At 68.5% G+C, this 16753-nt stretch carries 16 protein-coding genes and 1 pseudogene; 7 read left to right on the top strand and 10 right to left on the bottom strand.

Translation table 11 applies throughout. The features are described from left to right. Window positions 1-46: 46 nt before the first annotated feature. From O5O43_RS05555 to O5O43_RS05545, 3 genes are read left to right on the top strand one after another with little or no spacing between them, the layout of a single operon-like run. Complete coding sequence (locus O5O43_RS05555; RefSeq protein ID WP_271085917.1) at window positions 47-661, top strand: UbiX family flavin prenyltransferase; 615 nt, start codon at window positions 47-49, stop codon at window positions 659-661. Then, on the top strand, window positions 654-1127 hold the full coding sequence (locus O5O43_RS05550) for a TIGR02444 family protein (protein ID WP_271085916.1): 474 nt from the start codon (window positions 654-656) through the stop codon (window positions 1125-1127). Before O5O43_RS05555 ends, O5O43_RS05550 begins: the two co-directional genes overlap by 8 nt. A gap of 38 nt (window positions 1128-1165) precedes the next feature. Further along, entirely contained in the window at window positions 1166-1390 is a 225-nt protein-coding gene (locus tag O5O43_RS05545) for a DUF465 domain-containing protein (RefSeq protein WP_271085915.1), read from the top strand. Between the two features lie 4 nt (window positions 1391-1394). Here O5O43_RS05545 and O5O43_RS05540 read toward each other — a convergent pair whose 3' ends face one another. Continuing rightward, on the bottom strand, window positions 1395-1961 hold the full coding sequence (locus O5O43_RS05540; RefSeq protein ID WP_271085914.1) for a GGDEF domain-containing protein: 567 nt from the start codon (window positions 1959-1961) through the stop codon (window positions 1395-1397). A gap of 122 nt (window positions 1962-2083) precedes the next feature. Between O5O43_RS05540 and purE the strand changes: the two genes are divergently transcribed. Both purE and O5O43_RS05530 read left to right on the top strand, forming a co-directional pair. Next, window positions 2084-2575 carry a 5-(carboxyamino)imidazole ribonucleotide mutase gene (purE, locus tag O5O43_RS05535; RefSeq protein WP_271085913.1) on the top strand — a complete coding sequence of 164 codons (492 nt, stop codon included), beginning with the start codon at window positions 2084-2086 and terminating at the stop codon, window positions 2573-2575. Between the two features lie 2 nt (window positions 2576-2577). Continuing rightward, window positions 2578-3657, top strand: a complete 1080-nt coding sequence (locus tag O5O43_RS05530) for a 5-(carboxyamino)imidazole ribonucleotide synthase (RefSeq protein ID WP_271085912.1) — start codon at window positions 2578-2580, stop codon at window positions 3655-3657. A 26-nt stretch (window positions 3658-3683) separates the two neighbouring features. On the opposite strand, the gene O5O43_RS05525 is transcribed toward O5O43_RS05530, so the two are convergent. Next, a complete protein-coding gene (locus tag O5O43_RS05525; RefSeq protein WP_271085911.1) occupies window positions 3684-4349 on the bottom strand; it encodes a COQ9 family protein in 666 nt (221 codons plus the stop codon). 185 nt (window positions 4350-4534) lie between these two features. Here O5O43_RS05525 and rpsU point away from each other — a divergent pair, with 185 nt between their 5' ends. Next, window positions 4535-4777, top strand: a complete 243-nt coding sequence (gene rpsU, locus O5O43_RS05520; RefSeq protein ID WP_271086388.1) for a 30S ribosomal protein S21 — start codon at window positions 4535-4537, stop codon at window positions 4775-4777. A gap of 271 nt (window positions 4778-5048) precedes the next feature. Here the strand turns inward: rpsU and O5O43_RS05515 are convergent, their stop codons facing one another. The 7 genes and pseudogenes from O5O43_RS05515 to O5O43_RS05490 form a co-directional block, all read right to left on the bottom strand. After that, entirely contained in the window at window positions 5049-6434 is a 1386-nt protein-coding gene (locus tag O5O43_RS05515) for an ABC transporter permease (RefSeq protein WP_271085910.1), read from the bottom strand. Further along, window positions 6431-7396, bottom strand: a complete 966-nt coding sequence (locus tag O5O43_RS05510; protein WP_271085909.1) for an ABC transporter ATP-binding protein — start codon at window positions 7394-7396, stop codon at window positions 6431-6433. The genes O5O43_RS05515 and O5O43_RS05510 overlap by 4 nt, the downstream gene beginning before the upstream one ends. Window positions 7397-7534: 138 nt before the next feature. After that, window positions 7535-8149 carry a M23 family metallopeptidase gene (locus O5O43_RS05505; RefSeq protein WP_271085908.1) on the bottom strand — a complete coding sequence of 205 codons (615 nt, stop codon included), beginning with the start codon at window positions 8147-8149 and terminating at the stop codon, window positions 7535-7537. 210 nt (window positions 8150-8359) lie between these two features. Beyond that, window positions 8360-10189, bottom strand: a complete 1830-nt coding sequence (locus O5O43_RS05500; RefSeq protein WP_271085907.1) for an SGNH/GDSL hydrolase family protein — start codon at window positions 10187-10189, stop codon at window positions 8360-8362. Between the two features lie 145 nt (window positions 10190-10334). Next, a complete protein-coding gene (gene serA / locus O5O43_RS15970) occupies window positions 10335-11564 on the bottom strand; it encodes a phosphoglycerate dehydrogenase (RefSeq protein ID WP_348637157.1) in 1230 nt (409 codons plus the stop codon). Between the two features lie 135 nt (window positions 11565-11699). Beyond that, window positions 11700-12227 (bottom strand): annotated as a pseudogene (locus tag O5O43_RS15965) (HAD-IB family phosphatase); the annotation flags it as partial. Window positions 12228-12279: 52 nt separating this feature from the next. Beyond that, a complete protein-coding gene (locus O5O43_RS05490) occupies window positions 12280-13725 on the bottom strand; it encodes an SDR family oxidoreductase (protein WP_271085905.1) in 1446 nt (481 codons plus the stop codon). Window positions 13726-13914: 189 nt separating this feature from the next. On the opposite strand from O5O43_RS05490, the gene O5O43_RS05485 reads away from it, so the two are divergent. After that, window positions 13915-14841, top strand: a complete 927-nt coding sequence (locus tag O5O43_RS05485; RefSeq protein ID WP_271085904.1) for an Hsp33 family molecular chaperone — start codon at window positions 13915-13917, stop codon at window positions 14839-14841. A 556-nt stretch (window positions 14842-15397) separates the two neighbouring features. Here the strand turns inward: O5O43_RS05485 and O5O43_RS05480 are convergent. Further along, a complete protein-coding gene (locus tag O5O43_RS05480; RefSeq protein WP_271086387.1) occupies window positions 15398-16705 on the bottom strand; it encodes a replication-associated recombination protein A in 1308 nt (435 codons plus the stop codon). Window positions 16706-16753 lie beyond the last annotated feature (48 nt).

Here is a 16753-nt window from a genome sequence, read left to right as displayed (position 1 = left end):
ACAGACCCTTAAAATCCTCCGGACACGTCGGAGCCTCCCCTCCAATATGGACCAAGATGTGAACGTAGCCGTACGGAACCCGCCTGATCGACTGGTGGTGGGCGTCTCTGGCGCATCCGGCGTGATCTACGGCATTCGGGTGCTGGACGCGCTGAAGGAACTGGGCGTCGAGAGCCATTTGGTCGTCACGCGCGCCGCCCTGCTCACCTTGTCGCAGGAGACGGATTTCTCCGCCGACGACCTGACCGGCCGCGCATCGGTGGTTCACAAGCTCACCGATGTCGGCGCCTCCATCGCCTCGGGGTCGTTCCGGTCGCTGGGCATGATCGTCGCCCCGTGCTCGGTGCGCACGATGAGCGAGATCGCCACCGGTGTGACCTCCACCCTCCTGACCCGCGCCGCCGACGTGGTGCTGAAGGAGCGTCGGCCCCTGGTCCTGGTGGTGCGCGAGACGCCGTTCCACCTCGGCCACCTGCGCACCATGACGGCGCTGGCGGAGATGGGCGCCACCATCGCCCCGCCCCTGCCTGCCTTTTACGCGAAGCCCGCCTCGATCGAGGAGATGGTCGATCAGTCCGTCGGCAGGGCGCTCGATCTGTTCGGCCTCGACTGGACTCCTGTGAAACGCTGGGCCGGGCTCAGGGGACCGACCGATGGCTGACACCCCGTTCTGGGACTGGGCGCTGAAGGCCTACGCCGCCCCAGGCGTTCAGGAGGCCTGTCTCCAGCTTCAGGACAGGACCGGGCAGAACGTACCCCTCCTCCTCTGGGCCGCCTGGACCGCCGCGACGGGCCGGCCGCTGGACGAGGACGCCATCGAGGGCGCCTGCGACACCGCCCGCGCCTGGGACGCCGCCGCGGTGGAACCGCTGCGCGCCGTCCGCCGGACCCTCAAGGCCACAAACCCCGACATGGACGGCACGGCCCGCGAGGCGCTGCGCGATCAGGTCAAGGCCGTCGAGCTGGCCGCCGAACGCCATCTCATGGCCGGCCTGGAAGCGCTGGCGCCCGCGTCGTCCGGCTCGCCGAGCCCCTACATCGAGGCGCTGGTCGCCGTCGCCCGGCTCTGGACCCGCGTCGTGCCGCGTCCGGCGCTGACGACGCTCGCCGAACGCCTTCCGGCCTGACGCGGCCTCGGCTATAAGCCCGCCTTCGCGGGGACCGCATGAACGACGACCAACCCTTCCTGACCGACGAAGAGATCGCCCTGCAGGCGCAGGTGAAGGCCCTCCGTCTCGAGCATTCCGACCTCGACGCCTCGATCGAGGCCTTGTCGCACATGCCGATCCCGGATCAGCTTCTGATCGCCCGCTTGAAGCGCAAGAAGCTCGTGCTCCGCGACGAGATCGTGAAAATCGAGAGCCGGATCCTGCCGGACATCATCGCCTAGGCGATCACCGCCCCCGCTTCCTGACCCACATCGCCGCGTCCGCCTCGGCCAGCCAGGTTTCCACGTCCGCCTGCCCGGCGAAGGCCCGCACGCCGAACGATCCGCCCAGCACGGCAGACTGGCCGTCGTACACAAACGCCGCTTCGTCCAGCGCCGCCTTCAGCCCGGCGGCCTTCTCCCTGCCCGCCTCCATGTCGGCGTTCAGCAGCAGCACAGCGAACTCGTCCCCGCCCAGCCGCCCCACGGCGTCGGTCGCCCGCACATTCTCGACCAGCAGTTCCGCCACCTTCACCAGGGCCGCATCCCCCGCCGCGTGGCCCAGGGTGTCGTTGACCGCCTTGAACCCGTCGAGATCCAGATACAGCAGCACCGCCGGGACCTTGTAGCGGGTGCAATAGGCCATGGTCCGCGTCATCGCCGCGACGAAGCCGCGCCGGTTCAGCACGGGCGTCAGGACATCGTGCTCCGCCGCCGCCTCCGCCGCCTCGGCGCGCGCGGTCAGGGCCGCCACTTCGGCGCGCAGCCTGGCGATCTCTGCTGCCGGATCGTCGATGTTCGGCGCGTCGGTCACGGCAGGTGGAGCTCCGGGCGCGGAATCAGGACGTGCGCCTCGCCGCCTAAGCTAACGCCCTTGGTTGCGGGCGCAACGCGCGTGCTGTAACCGGCCGCTTTCCCGCGCGAGGCCTACGACGCATGGCGACGACGACCCCCCCGGTGGCGATCATCATGGGCAGCCGCTCGGACTGGCCCACCATGAAGCACTCGGCCGACATGCTCGACCGTCTGGGGGTCGCCTGGGACGCCCGCGTCGTCTCGGCCCACCGCACGCCTCAGCGCCTGTTCGACTTCGCCAGCGGGGCCCGGGACGCCGGATTCAAGGTCATCATCGCCGGCGCCGGCGGCGCGGCCCACCTGCCCGGCATGGCCGCGTCAATGACGGCACTGCCCGTGCTCGGCGTGCCCGTCCAGTCCAAGGCGCTGAAAGGCCTCGATAGCCTGCTCTCCATCGTCCAGATGCCCGGCGGCGTCCCTGTCGCCACTCTGGCCATCGGCGAGGCGGGCGCGAAGAACGCGGGCATCCTGGCCGCCCAGATCCTCGCCTTGAGCGACGCCGCCCTGTCCGGTCGCCTCGACGCCTTCCGCGAGGAGCAGACGGCCTCGGTCCTCGAAACGGTCGAAGACTGACCTTGGCCGAACTTCCCCTCCCCCCCGGTTCGACCATCGGCATCCTCGGCGGCGGCCAGCTGGGCCGGATGCTGTCGCAGGCCGCCTCACGCCTCGGCTTCGACGTCGTCATCCTCGATCCCGAGGAAAACAGCCCGGCCGGTCGCGTCTCCCGCGGCCAGATCGTCGCCGCCTATGACGACCCCACGGCGCTCAGCGTCTTCGGCCGCGTCTGCGACGTCGTCACCTTCGAGTTCGAGAACGTGCCCGCCGCCTCGGTCGAACGCCTCGCCGAGGCCGGCGCCCTGGTCGCCCCAGGCCCCACGGCCCTGGCGGTGGCTCAGGACCGGGTGGACGAAAAGACCTTCCTCAACGCCGTCGGCGCGACCACCGTCGATTTCGCCCCCGTCGAGAGCCTCGAAGCCCTCAAGGCCGCTTTGGAGATCCTCGGCACGCCGGCTCTCCTGAAGACCCGCCGCGACGGCTACGACGGCAAGGGCCAGATCTGGATCAAGTCCGCGAAACAGGCCGACGCGGCGCTCGCCGAACTCGGCGGCCGCCCGGCGATCCTGGAGGCCCGCGCCGCCTTCACACGCGAACTGTCCATCATCGCCGCCCGCGGCCGCGACGGCTCGGTCGCCGTCTATCCTCTGGGCGAGAACAAGCACGCGGGCGGCGTTCTGCGCACCACCAACGCCCCCGCCCGGATCGACGCCAAGACCGAGAAGCGCGCTCGCGCCATCGCCGCCGCCATCTTGGACGGCCTGGCCTATGTCGGCGTCATCGGCATCGAACTGTTCGACCTCGGCGACGGGACCCTGCTGGTCAACGAGATCGCCCCGCGCGTCCACAACACCGGCCACTGGACCCAGGACGGCTGCGTCTGCGATCAGTTCGAACAGCACATCCGCGCCCTCGCCGGCTGGCCGCTCGGCCCGACAAAGGCCCACGCCCAGGTCGAGATGACCAACCTCCTCGGCGACGAGGTCGAGCAATGGTCCAAACTCGCGGCCAAGCCCGACCAGCGCCTCCACCTCTACGGCAAGGCTGAAGCCCGCCCGGGCCGCAAGATGGCGCACGTGAACCGGGTGAAGGCGCTCTAAGCCTACCCTCTCCCACTGGGAAAGAGTTACGTCCTCAGCGGATACCGCAGCCGACTCAGCATCTCCGTCACCTTCCGCACCGGGGCGTCGAAATTCTTGCCCGCCTTCCACTTCTCGAAGGCCATGACGTTCTCGATCCGGGCGGCGATGAAGGCGTCCGAAGCGTCCTTGCCGTTGAACAGCCGCAGCGTCATCGCCGGGATCAGGATGCCCGACAGGATGGTCCGCTTCGAATAGTGGTTCCAGTCGGTCGCCGCATCCCCGGCCCACCGCCACAGCCGATCCGCCGTCCCCCAGGTCAGGCTCAGCGCCAGGTCGGCATTGGTCGGGAGGGCCATGAAGCCCGCCGCCCGCTTCTCAGCCTCGGGGTGCGCCATGGCCACCTCCAGCCGCGTCTCCAGCGCCCTGGCGATTCGCTCGCGGATCTTCAGGTCCGCCGGATCACCCAGTTCGGCCAACGCCTCGGCGTCATGCCGACGCCACAGCAACGCGGCCAGATCGCGCGGTCCGTTGGGCAGCAGAAGCTCCTGATCGCCTTCGGAGAGGCCGTTCGCCGCGCAGGCCTCGCGCACCAGCCGGGCGTTCCAGCCCAGCCGTGGAGCCCGTTCCAGCGCCGAATCGAGCACGGACTGCTCCATCCGGTCGGCCCAATCCGGCTCAGGCGTGTTCGACAGGTGCGGCGCGTCGGTCATGACCCTAGAATACGCCCGTCCCACGGGCGTTGCGAGCCTCAGAGAAGCGGCGCGACGATCTGGACAGGGGGCGGAGGTTGGTGTACTTGCCCGCCTTCGCTCGCCGGGCTGTCGCCCGCGGGATCGGATTTTATTTGTCTGCCCGCCTCTACAGGACGCGGCGGGCGGCCAAAGGAGAGTTTAACCTGGTTCAGATTTTCGTCCGCGACAACAACGTCGATCAGGCCCTCAAGGCCCTGAAGAAGAAGATGCAGCGCGAAGGCAGCTTCCGTGAAATGAAGCGCCACGTGCACTACGAGAAGCCCTCGGAGAAGCGCGCCCGTCAGAAGGCCGAGGCCGTCCGTCGCGCCCGCAAGCTGGCCCGCAAGCGCATGCAGCGCGAAGGCCTGCTGCCGCCTCCGAAGCCCCGCGCCCCGCGCGGCGCCTGATTTCGATCAGAGGCTGAACGATCAAAGGCCGCTCCTTCGGGGGCGGCCTTTTTGTTTGTCCCGCCCCTCGCGCCTCGTGGGAGAAGGAGATCGCGCACGGCGGCGTAGCCGTCGTCCTGGCGCCATCGGGCGAGGGGTCAAACCGGCGTTTGGGGCGAGGCAAAGAGTGAAGCGGTGAGCCCAAGGGCCCCCTCAGCCTTTCGACCAACGCGCATCGCTACGCTTTGCGGAACCTAAAGCCCTCTCCCGCAAGGGGAGAGGGACGCTGAACTCACCGCCCTCCGCCGCTCATCGCAGCGCCGAACGTCTTCCAGCTCAGCTTCACGTCCGACAGGGCGCCCGCCCGGAACGCCCGTCCGGCCAGCCAGACCATCAGCAGCGCCACGGCGAACATCCCCGCCATCGTGCCGATGATCTCGACCAGCGGCGGCCCAGACGGCGCCCGCGCGCTCATCAGGAAGGGCGTGAAGAACGGCACCCAGCTGAGGAACTTCACCATCGGGGCGTCGGGATTCACCATCGCCATCTGGACCACCAGCAGCGGCACGACCAGCACCATCATGATCGGTCCCATCAGCGTCTGGGCGTCGCGCGGCGTCTCGCAGAAGGCGCCGATGGCCGCGAACAGCACCGCGTACATCAGGTAGCCGCCGACGATGTAGCCGATGAAGTAGAAGATCAGCCCGTCGCGCATCAGCACCTCGGCCACGTCCGCCGCCGCCGAGGGCGCCGCCGTGATCAGGCCCACGGCGCCGATCCCGCCCCAGACCACCAGCACCGACAGGGTCAGCATCGCCACCCCGAGCACCTTGCCGGTCAGGATTTCGGTCGCCGAGGCCGACGACAGCAGGACCTCCAGGATCTTGTTCGACTTCTCCTCCATCACGCTGTTCAGCAGGATCGAGGCCCCCGTGATGATCAACGACCACAGGATGAAGCTGAAGGCCAGGCCGATGATCCCGGGCAGACGGTCCTTGAACGAGACCTCGCCCCCGCTGGCCGAACGCGGCGAGAAGGCGGTGATCTCGGGCCGGAAGGCGTCGACACGCTCCACCACCGCCTGATCGATGCCGGCCGCGCGCAGGACGGTGTCGCGGTTCGCGTCCCTCAGGGCGCGACGCACGAAGTCCTCGACCGTGTCGTCGGTCGCCCGCGCGGTCCACACCCGGGCCGCCGGGCCCGCCTCGGTGCGGGTCAGGAAGACGACCGCGTCCAGTCGCTGCTCCTTGGGCGTTTCGTCCGTCAGGTAGCGGCGCACCACGGCCTCCTGGGCCGCGCCGGGCTGCGCCGAGGCCAGGTCGGCGGGCGCATCCACGAACCGCATCCGCGCCTTGCTCATGGAGGCGATGGCGCTGGCCGCGGCGCCCGGAGGCGCGCCGGACGAGGCTGCGGCCTTCTCGGCGGCCTCGCGGGCTCGCTCGGCCTGACGCGCGGCGTCGGCGTCCAGCACGCCCTTCACGGCGGCCGCCAGGCCCGTTGCGGCCGGCCCCTCCTCGATCAGGACGACAGCGCGCACGGGATCGGCGCCGCGCACCAGCAGGGGCACCGCCCCGCCCAGAACTCCGAACAGGGGAAAGGCCAGCAGCGACAGCCAGAAGCCGACCGTCTTGGCATAGGCCATGAACTCGCGCTGGGCGATCAGCAGGATGCGGCTCATTGGGGGATCTCCGAACCGGCGGCGGGCCGGGCCACGCTCTGGTCCTGATCGGGGTGATCGCCGGTCAGGTCGATGAAGGCGTCGTGCAGTGTGGGCTCCTTGAGCTCGAACCGGCGCACGTCGAGGCCGGTCACGAACGCCGTCTTCAGCGCCTCCTGCCCCCCTGCCCCGCTGGCCAGAGCGCCCTTGAGCACGCGGACGCCGCCGTGATCGGACACCACTTCGACGCCGGTCACGCCCGGCAGGGCGGCGACGGCCTCGGCCGTTATCTCGCCTTCCAGTTCCAGGAAGCGGCGCGACGTCGCCCGCGCCTCGGCCACCGTCCCGTCGAAGGCCTTGCGGCCCCGCGCCACCAGTACGACCTGATCGCACAGGCGCTCAGCGTGCTGCATCACATGGGTCGAGAACAGGACCGTCGCGCCATTGGCCGCCAGATCGCGGATGACCGCCTCCAGCCCCTGCTGGTTGACGGGATCGAGGCCGCTGAACGGTTCGTCCAGGATCACGAACTCCGGCCGGTGCACGACCGAGGCGATCAACTGGACCTTCTGCGCCATCCCCTTGGACAGCTCCTTCATCTTCTTTTTCTGCGAGGCGCCGAGGCCCTGGGCCACCAGCATCTCCCGCGCCCGCTTCCGGCCCTCGCTCGCGGGCAGGCCCTTCAGTGAACCGAAGAAGGCGATCGCCTCCACCGGGGTCATCTTCTTGTAGAGACCGCGCTCCTCGGGAAGGAAGCCGATCCGGTCACGGACCTTGCGCCCGTCCGAGGCGCCGAGAATGTCGATGGTCCCCGCGGTCGCCGACTGCAGGCCGAGAATCATGCGGATGGTCGAGGTCTTCCCGGCCCCGTTTGGACCCAGGAACCCGCAGATGGCCCCCTTCCGGACCTGGAAACTCAGGTCCTTCACCGCCTGAAAGTCGCCGTAGCGCTTGCTCACGCCGTCGAGCGTCAAGGCCGCCATTCACTCATCCCCCAGCCGGTCACTGCGCCAGAGGTAGCAAAGGAAACTTTACATGGGAAATGGATTTCTTGGAGCGCGGACCTCCCGGTCCGGTCTTTCCTTCGAAGCCCGGGATGCGGACCTGGAGGTCCGCCCTCCTCAGGCCGCCGGTTCGACCACCACCTGGAAGGTCTCGCCGACGACGCGCGAGGGGTTCACCTGTTCCCCGCCGCGACGAACCTCGAAATGCAGGTGCGGGCCGGTGGAATAGCCGGTGGAACCGACAAGGCCGATGCGCTCGCCGGCCATCACCCGGTCTCCCGACGCCACGTCGATGCGGCTCAGATGGGCGTACATCGTCGTCATGCCGTTCGGGTGGCGCATCTCGATGAAGTTGCCATAGCCCTCGGGCTGGCGGCCGATGCGGACGATCTCGCCCTCGGCGGCCGAATAGACGGACGTGCCCTGGGGCGCGGCGATGTCGACGCCCTTGTGCATGCGCACGCCCGGCTCGCCGCCCAGGCGCCGCATGCCGAAGCGGGAGTTGATGGCGAAGCCGCGCACGGGCTCCTCGAAGGTCATCGGCCGCATCAAGGGACCGGCGGGCGTCGCCACGGCGGTCACCGGCGGCAGCTCCGGCAGGGCGACGGTGTCGATGCGCGGTTCCGGGTCCGCCGGCGCCATGGCCATGGCCAGGACCGCGACGCCGATCAGGGCGCCGGTCTGGCCGGAATGGATCAGGAAGGCACGGGCGGTCGGAAGCAGGCGGCGCATGAAATCGTCGGCTCGGGTGGCGCTTTTCGAGAAGCTGTGGAAGCCTGCGAGCGCATGATCCCGTCCGGGGCGCTGCGGCGAGCCGCTGTATTAACGTTTGCTGAGGCGACTTTGGGGCGCACGCCGCGACAGGGCGTCGCAGCCCTGGAACCTAACGGAAAAGCGCGCCGGTCGAACCGACGCGCCTTCCCGTCTTAGCTTCGATTTCGGTCAGGGCAGCGGCAGCGTCAGGGTGATGCCGCCCATGTGGCTGTCGGCATGGTCGCCGAAGCGACCGCGATAGCCGATCTCGACCTCGAACGGACCCACGTCGCCGGACACCCCGGCGGAGGCCAGGACCGATCCGCCGAACGGATCGTCATAATGACGCGACAGCACCTGGGCCGGGTTGCCGGCGATGCCCACGCGAACGGCGTCGGAGCTGTCGTCCACGACGTCGCGATAGCCGCCCTCGGCGAAGACGGCCAGGCCGCCCAGATCGGCCTCGGCGCGCAGCACGGCCTCGGCCGAGATGCCCTTCACGGTACGATCGCGGTAGGCGTATGAGGCGGCGAAGCCCTGTTCGTCGTAGCCATCGATGTCCGAGGCCCCCCAGGTCACGGCCACGCGGGGCGAAATCGCGATCCCGCCGGCATCAAGCCACAGACCGCCCTGGAGACGGGCGCCGGTGCTGACGCCGCGCGTGGAGCCGGTCATCGTCAGGGGGGTCAGGGAACTGATGCGCTCGATGTCGTTGTAGTCGTCGCTGGCCACGCCGGCCGCCGCGTTCACGAACAGGTTGCCCGAACGCCAGCCGCCGTAGACGTCGAGAGCCAGGGTCTGCAGTTCGAAGCTGGTCCGGCCCGCGTTGACGTCCGCGTTGCGATAGCTGCCCGCCAGACCGAAGCGCAGGCGCTCCGACCCCGACTCCATGCGAATCTCGGCGCCGTAGCTTTCGGCCTCGGCCGAAGCCACCGTGCCCCGCGCATCCGTTTCGGTCCGGTCATAGAGGCCGCCGACGGAGATCGAGGTTCCCTCCTCCCAAGACGCACGGCCCGACAAACGCGCGGTCGAGGCGTCCAGCGAATCTTCCCGGTGGCGGAACGCCGTCTCGCCCTGCACGGTCGAGGCTGCGCCGATGTCGCCATAGTACAGGTAGTCGTTGGCGAGGCTCGCGAACAGCCGGTGCCCGGCGGCCGTCGGGTGCACGGAGTCCCAGTACAGATAGCTGTCCGGGTTGGCGCAGGCCGTCGCCCCGACCAGGCAGGTCTGGGTCACGTTCGACAGACCGAAGCGGCCGGGATTGGCGGCCAGGACATCGCTGACCTTGGCGATGTCGAACAGGATGATGTTGGTGTTCGGCCGGGCGGCCGCCGTGGTCAGCATCGCCGCCTGGAGACTGCTGTTGAAGGTCGACCCCGAATAGTCGGCCAGCGGCCCCAGCGCCGCTCCGGCGCCGCTCGAGAACTGGGGCGTGATGCCCAGACGCGGCAGGTTGGTGACCAGGATGGTTCCGGCCCCGCGCGATGCGATGTCGTTGACCATGAAGTTGATGTCGGAAACGGCGGCCGACAGGATCGGGTTCATATAGGCGGTCGGATTGGACTGGGACGCCGGCGGCAGGACGGCGAAGGCGTTCAGGCCCTGGAAGATGTTGTTGGCCCCGCCCAGAACGCTGACCAGATCGCCGGCGCCGAACGCTCCGCCTCGGCCGACATAGGTGGTCAGCTGCTGGCGCATGCCCGGCGGGAAGGCGATGCTGTTGTCCGTCCGGGAACCGCCATAGGCCAGGTTGATGCTGCCGGTCACGGCGCCATTGAAGTTCACGGCGTTGAAGCCCAGCAGTTCGGTAAACACCGGGCCGTTCGAGAACCGGCCCTGGAAGTAAGGCGGCGACACCGGCTGCGTCCGACCCGACGCCAGATAGAGGTTGCCGTTGTCGCTCAGCGAATCGCCGAACACGACCAGGCGGTTGTAGGTCTGGGCCGAGGCGCCGGTGGCGGCGCAGGCTGCGGCGAACGTCAACGCAGCCAGGGCTGCGCCGCGAAGATAGCGTGACATGGTCTTCCTCCCGTCGGTCGGTTGATCACGACCGTTCAGCAACAGTCTGCGCCCGTTTCCCGCGAGCGCAAGATGCCGCCGGGGAAGCTTTCAGCCTGATCAGGAAAAGTGTTTGCGGTTTTCCGCGCGGAACAGGCGTCGGCAATCAGTGCAGAAGCCGGAAGCGCAGCGTTCCCGCCACACTCTTCAGGACACGCAAGGCCTGTGGGTCGTAATCGCGGTCCACATCCATGATGACATAGCCGGTCTTTTCGTCGGTCTTCAGATGCTGGCCGAGGATGTTCAGCCCCGCCGCCGACAGCTCGCGGTTCAGCTCGGCCAGGACGCCCGGCTGATTCCGGTGGATGTGCAGGATGCGGTGACCTCCAGACACTTCCGTCAGTTGCACGTTTGGCAAATTGACGCAGAAGGTGGTGTCGCCTCGGTTCAGATAACCCAGCAGGCGCTCGGCCGCGAACTCGGCGATGGCTTCTTGAGCCTCCTCGGTCGAGCCGCCGATGTGCGGCGTCAGGATCACGTTCTTCAGCCTCATCAGCGGGCTCTCGAACGGATCGGCGTTGGTGCGCGGCTCTTCCGGGAAGACGTCCAGCGCCGCCCCGCCGACGCGCCCGCCCTGAATGGCCTGAGCCAGATCGCCGACGTTGACCACATGTCCGCGCGACAGGTTCAGGAACAGGGTCCCGGGCCGCATCATCTGGAACTGCGCCGCGCCGATCAGGTTGGTGTTCTCCGCCCGCCCGTCGACGTGCAGGGTCACCACGTCCGCCTCGACCAGCAGGGCGTCCAGCGACCGCATCCGCCTGGCGTTGCCCAACGCCAGGCGCTCGTTCAGGTCATGGAAGATCACCCGCATCCCCAAGGCCTCCGCCAGCACCGACAGCTGCGATCCGATGGCCCCATAGCCGACGATGCCCAGGGTCTTGCCGCGCAGTTCGCGTGATCCGTCCGCCGACTTGTTCCACTTGCCGGCGTGCATCGCCGCCGACTTGTCGACCACGTCGCGCATCAGGGTGATGGTCAGGCCGATGGCCAGCTCCACCACGCTGCGGGTGTTCGAATAGGGCGCGTTGAACACGGCGATCCCCCTCGCCGCACAGGCGTCGAGGTCGATCTGGTTGGTGCCGATGCAGAAGGCCGCCACGGCCAGCAGCCGGTCCGCCGCCTCCAGCACCCGTTCGGTGACATTGGTCTTGGAGCGGATGCCCAGCACATGGACGCCTTTGATCTTCTCGATCAGCTCGTCCTCGTCCAGCGCCCCCTTCATCGTCTCGACGGAGTATCCCGCCTCCTCCAGCCGCTCGACGGCGGCGGGGTGGATGTTTTCCAGCAACAGCATCCTGATCCGGCTGCGCGGATAGGACCATCGTCCGGCCAACCCCTCGGCGTGCAGCAGTTCGTCGATCGACTTGGCCTCGCCGTCGGCCACGGCCACGACCTTCTCGCGCCGCGCGATCTCGGTGAAGGCGTAGAACCGGTCCGCCGCCCCGGCCAGCTTGACCTCGGCGTCGTTCCAGCCGTCACCGACCATGACCACCGGCCCGGTCAGACCCAGAGCCTTGATGACCGTCGGCTTGCCGTTCTCGCGCGACAACGGATTGGCGTCGTCCACCCCCGTGACCCGTCCCTCGGCGTCATAGGTCAGGTCGTTGCAGATCACCCGGTCGGACGACACCCCCAGCCGCTCTGCGATGGGCAGGATCACCTCGCGGAACCCGCCCGACAGGATGATGATCTTGTCCGCGTTCTCGTTGAAGAAGCGAAGGTTCCGCCTGACCGACGGCGTCCCCTCGTCCAGAATCCGGTCCGCCAGCGCCTGAACATGCATCCGGGTCAGCGGCAGCATCGCCAGCCGCGCCCGCAGCGCCTGGCCGAAATCCAGCTCTCCGGCCATCGCTCGCTCGGTCAGGGACGCGATCTTCGCCCGCACCGCGAGGGCATCGACATGCCCCTCCAGCGCGATATCCGCGAGAGCTTCGAGGGTTTCGATGCGCACAAGCGTCGAATCGAAGTCGAAAATGAGCGTCGGGGAGGCGGCCATGCCTCCCTTTCGCTCACCTTCGCAGGCGCAGCAACGCCTTTATCGGTATCGTCTAAAGCCCGGTGATCCGACGCACCCGGCTGTCCGGCTGACGGCTCTCCAGAGCCGCCGCGCCGATGGCCGCCGCGATGGTCGCCACGGCCAGCAGGGCCCCGCCTTCACGCGCGTGATCCTTGGCGTAACGCCCTGCGTCGCCGGCATAGCGGCGCGCCGAACGACCCGCCTCTTCCGCATAGCGACGACCCTCGCGCGCATATTTCCGACGCTGCTTGTCCGACATCGCCCGCTGCCCACGCTTGACCAGCTTCTTCATCTGGTGCCGGGCGTCGTCGCCGAAGTCCCCGGCGCGATCCGCGACTTCCTCGGCCCGCTCGGTCAGACCGCGAGAGATGTCATCGAATCGGTGACGCAGGGCTTCCGCGTCGATCCAGCCGCGCGGATTCAGACGGTCGCGGATTTCCTCATACCGGCGCGGGCCGGTGCGCTGGGTCAGCAGCAGCGTCGCCAGGGCGGCGACCGCCACCAGGGCCACGGAGCCTGCGGTGATCCCGGGGTGTTTGCGAACCTCGGCCAGGGCGCTGAACTGTCGAACCATGGGATAGTGAACCTCTTCATAGAGGCCGTCGTCTGTCGGGTCGTACAGCCCGTCGTCGTACGGCTCATAGGCGGAACCCCTGTCCCGCATCGCAACAGGAGCGAACCGCGCGAAAAGTGGTTCCGCCAAGCCTGGCAGCAGGTTGTAGAATGACGAAATGACGCGCCCGCCCCCGCCGACGGTGATCTCCCGCACCGAATGGGTCGCGCACCACAGGACCGTGTCGGCCACCACCCGGGTCGCATAGACCGGCTGAGGGTTCTGAACCGCGTATCCGGTCAGATTTCGCGCGTGTTTGGGATATGGGGTGTCCACCGCCGCCGGCTTGACCAGACTGACCGCCACCGGCGCCCCTTCACGCATCAGCTCCATGCGAAACGCGTTGGTGAAGCCCTTCACCGCATGCTTCGACGCCGAATAGACCCCCTGCACCGGCATGGGCGCGTCGCCCAGCACCGAGCCGACGTTGACGATGGTCCCGCCGTCCGGCTGGCCCCGCAGATACTCCGCCGCCACCAGCGACCCGTTCACCACGCCCCAGTAGTTGGTCTCGAACACCCGGTGCTGGTCTTCCAGCGTCGTCTCGCGGATCGGGCCATAGATGGAGGTCCCGGCGTTGTTGACCCAGGTGTCGAACCCGCCGAACAGCCGCCGACACTTGTCCGCCGCCTCGGCCAGCGCGTCGTAGTCCGCCACGTCGGCGACCGCATAGGCGACGCGCGCCCCCTCCTGCTGCAACTCCTCGACCAGGGTCGTCAGGTCCTTCTCGCCTCGGGAGATCAGGAAGACGCAGGCACCCGCCCGCGCCGCACGGCGCGCGGTGGCCAGACCGATGCCGGACGTGGCGCCGGTGATCACGATGGCCTGCTTGTCCAGCGGCTTCAGGTTCGGCTTGGCGGGCATGGGCTCAGGCTTTCCTCGATATCGGCTCTGCGGAAACGGACGGACCGTCGGGCCGGTTGCGACAGATAGCATGCGGCGACGCTTCCGCGAGCCACCCCGCGCGGGCGTCACCCCCACCCCCGCCCTTACAATGTCGCACCGGCTTCCTATCTTGCACCGTTCTCCAGTTTTCCCCGCAAGGACCTCGCCGTGACCGATCACGCGCCCGCCGCCGTTCCGACCGACAATCTCGCCGCCGCCTTCCAGATCGAGGGCTGGCCCGTGCGCGGGCGCCTGGTCCGTCTCGGCGACGCCATCGATAAAATTCTGGCGGCCCACGCCTACCCGGAGCCGGTCGCCGCGCTTTTGGGCGAGGCCTGCGTGCTCGCCGCCCTGGTCGGCTCGGCCCTGAAGTTCGAAGGCCGCCTGATCGTTCAGGCCCAGGGTGACGGTCCCGTCCGCTACGTCGTCGCCGACTACGACACCGAGGGCCACCTGCGCGGCTACTGCCGCTTCGACGAGGCCGAGGTCGCCGCCGCGTCCGAAGGGTTCGCCCGCCCCGGCGCCAAGACCCTGTTGGGCCAGGGCGTCTTCGTCATGACTCTGGATCGCGGCCCCGACTTCGAGCGCACGCAAGGCATCACCCCCATCGAAGGCGAAAGCCTGTCGTTGGCGGCCGAGCACTATTTCGTCCAGTCCGAGCAGATCCCGACCAAGGTCCGCCTTGCCGTCGGTTCGGTCACCAATGAGGGCGGGACCACTTGGCGCGCGGGCGGCGCCCTGATCCAGCTGATCGCCGGCGACGACGCCCGCGGCTCGACCGAGGAAGTCTGGGACCGCAGCCGCGCCCTGTTCCAGACGCTCGGCGACGACGAACTGATCGACCCGACGGTGTCGCCGGAGACCCTGCTCTATCGCCTGTTCCACGAGGACGGCGTGCGGCTCGAGGACGCCCGAGCGCTGAAGGCCCAGTGCCGCTGCTCCGCCGACCGCATCGGCGCCGTGCTGGCGTCCTTCGGCCCCGAAGAACGCGCCGACATGGTCGAGCCCGACGGCAAGATCCACGTCACCTGCGAATACTGCGCCAAGGTCTACAAGCTGGAACCGGACGTAGTGGAAGCGCAGGCCGCCGACTGAGCCCCTTTCCGGGAGGCGCCACCCCTCTCCCGCCGGGAGAGGGGTGTCAGCGCCATACCCATCAACGGGCACCGGAATTCGTCCAACGAATTCAACGCCCGGCTCTGATTAAGCCCTTTATCGCAGGCGCCGCGGATTCCTCCGTTACACTGCTCGCATCCCGTCGTTGGGGAAGGCGTCCTGGGCCCAGGACCCGGACGTGCGGCGGGGCCGATCGTAACGGGGTTGTCCGAGGGGCGTGAAACCTCGGAGCCCGGCGGGCCTGAGCCCGCCGCCCGTCGCGGGCCTATCGCCTGAGGGTCCAAAGGACTCGGGACCTGTGGTCGGTCATCGTTGCGACGATGATGCAGACCCCTCCCGGGGTGTCCGTACACCCGCTGGGCGACGCTCGCGGACCCGGTCGGGGACGGAGCCTTCGGCGCGAGCCGAAAAACATTCATCGGTCCCCGTAACGCGAAAGCAGGGGGCCACATCGGTTCCGGGCGAACGCCCAGGCTCCGTCGACTTCCCCAACCCGTTCGCAGCGGAGGAACGATGACGCGTGTCCACCCTCCCCCTAGCCCTTCGCCTGGATCTCCGCCCGCATCGCCGCCCAGTGCTCCAGACGCGCCTTGATCTTCTCCTCGTGCCCCTCCCCCTTGGGCGCATAGAAGACCCGCCGCTCCATCTCGTCGGGGAAGTAGTTCGCCCCCGAGAAGCCGGTCTCGGTCGAGGGGTCGTACTGATAGCCCTTCCCGTACCCGAGCGACTTCATCAGCTTGGTCGGCGCGTTTCGGATATGGGCAGGCGGCATCAGGGAGCCTGTTTCGGCCGCCGCCTTCTTGGCCGCCTTATAGGCCTCGTAGACCCCGACCGACTTTGGCGCGGTGGCCAGATGGACCACCGCCTGGGCCAGGGCCAGTTCGCCTTCGGGACTGCCCAGGAAGTCATAGGTGTCCTTGGCCGCATTGGCCACGAGGATCGACAGCGGGTCCGCCTCGCCGATGTCCTCGACCGCCATCCGCACGATCCGGCGCGCCAGATAGAGCGGGTCCTCGCCCCCGTTCAGCATACGCGCCAGCCAGTACAGGGCCGCATCCGGGTCCGACCCTCGCACCGATTTATGCAGCGCGGATATGAGGTTGTAGTGCTCTTCTCTCGACTTGTCGTAGGCCGGCGCTCGCCTTTGCAGCGTCCCCGCCAGCGCCTGGACGTCCAGAACGGGCTCAGGCGGCAGGGCGAACAGGGTCTCGGCCATGGTCAGCAGATAGCGACCGTCGCCGTCCGCCAGCGCCGTCAGGGCGTGGCGCGCCTCGGGGGTCAGGGGCAGCGACATCCCCTCCATCGCCTCGGCCCGCGTCAGCAGTTGATCCAGGGCGGCATCGTCCAGCCGCTTCAGCACGAAGACCTGGCTGCGCGACAACAAGGCCCCGTTCAGCTCGAACGACGGGTTCTCGGTCGTCGCCCCCACCAGGGTGACCACCCCCTCCTCCACGAACGGCAGGAAACCGTCCTGCTGGGCGCGGTTGAAGCGGTGGATCTCGTCGACGAACAACAGGGTCGACTGCCCGGCCGCCCGCCGCATCCGCGCCTGCTCGAACGCCTTCTTCAGGTCGGCGACGCCCGAGAAGACGGCCGAAATCTGCTGGTACTGGTAGCCGGCGGCCTTGGCCAGCAGCCGTGCGATGGTCGTCTTGCCGGTGCCGGGCGGCCCCCACAGGATCATGGAGCCCAGACGTCCGGCCTCGATCATCCGCCGGATCGGCCCGCCCTCGCCCAGCAGGTGATCCTGCCCCACCACTTCGTCCAGCGTCGCGGGACGCAGGCGGTCGGCGAGCGGCGCGTCAGGGGGATGGATGCCGGAGGCTTCGAACAGGTCGGACATGGGCGACGACATGTAGCCGTTCGCCTGGCCTATTTCACGCGTTACAAT

The organism is Brevundimonas sp. NIBR11, assembly GCF_027912535.1.
GTDB lineage: Bacteria > Pseudomonadota > Alphaproteobacteria > Caulobacterales > Caulobacteraceae > Brevundimonas.
Note: the sequence above shows the minus strand (reverse complement) of the source record. Positions and strands in the feature narration are given on the sequence as shown.

Excerpts from the sequence above, each read along its gene's own strand:
- O5O43_RS05490 (WP_271085905.1), bottom strand. The coding sequence starts at position 13,725 with ATGCCCGCCAAGCCGAACCTGAAGCCGCTGGACAAGCAGGCCATCGTG.
- O5O43_RS05510 (WP_271085909.1), bottom strand. The coding sequence starts at position 7,396 with ATGGCGGCCTTGACGCTCGACGGCGTGAGCAAGCGCTACGGCGACTTT.
- O5O43_RS05555 (WP_271085917.1), top strand. The coding sequence starts at position 47 with ATGGACCAAGATGTGAACGTAGCCGTACGGAACCCGCCTGATCGACTG.
- O5O43_RS05505 (WP_271085908.1), bottom strand. The coding sequence starts at position 8,149 with ATGCGCCGCCTGCTTCCGACCGCCCGTGCCTTCCTGATCCATTCCGGC.
- O5O43_RS05545 (WP_271085915.1), top strand. The coding sequence starts at position 1,166 with ATGAACGACGACCAACCCTTCCTGACCGACGAAGAGATCGCCCTGCAG.
- O5O43_RS05500 (WP_271085907.1), bottom strand. The coding sequence starts at position 10,189 with ATGTCACGCTATCTTCGCGGCGCAGCCCTGGCTGCGTTGACGTTCGCC.
- O5O43_RS05525 (WP_271085911.1), bottom strand. The coding sequence starts at position 4,349 with ATGACCGACGCGCCGCACCTGTCGAACACGCCTGAGCCGGATTGGGCC.
- purE (WP_271085913.1), top strand. The coding sequence starts at position 2,084 with ATGGCGACGACGACCCCCCCGGTGGCGATCATCATGGGCAGCCGCTCG.
- O5O43_RS05480 (WP_271086387.1), bottom strand. The coding sequence starts at position 16,705 with ATGTCCGACCTGTTCGAAGCCTCCGGCATCCATCCCCCTGACGCGCCG.
- O5O43_RS05515 (WP_271085910.1), bottom strand. The coding sequence starts at position 6,434 with ATGAGCCGCATCCTGCTGATCGCCCAGCGCGAGTTCATGGCCTATGCC.
- O5O43_RS05550 (WP_271085916.1), top strand. The coding sequence starts at position 654 with ATGGCTGACACCCCGTTCTGGGACTGGGCGCTGAAGGCCTACGCCGCC.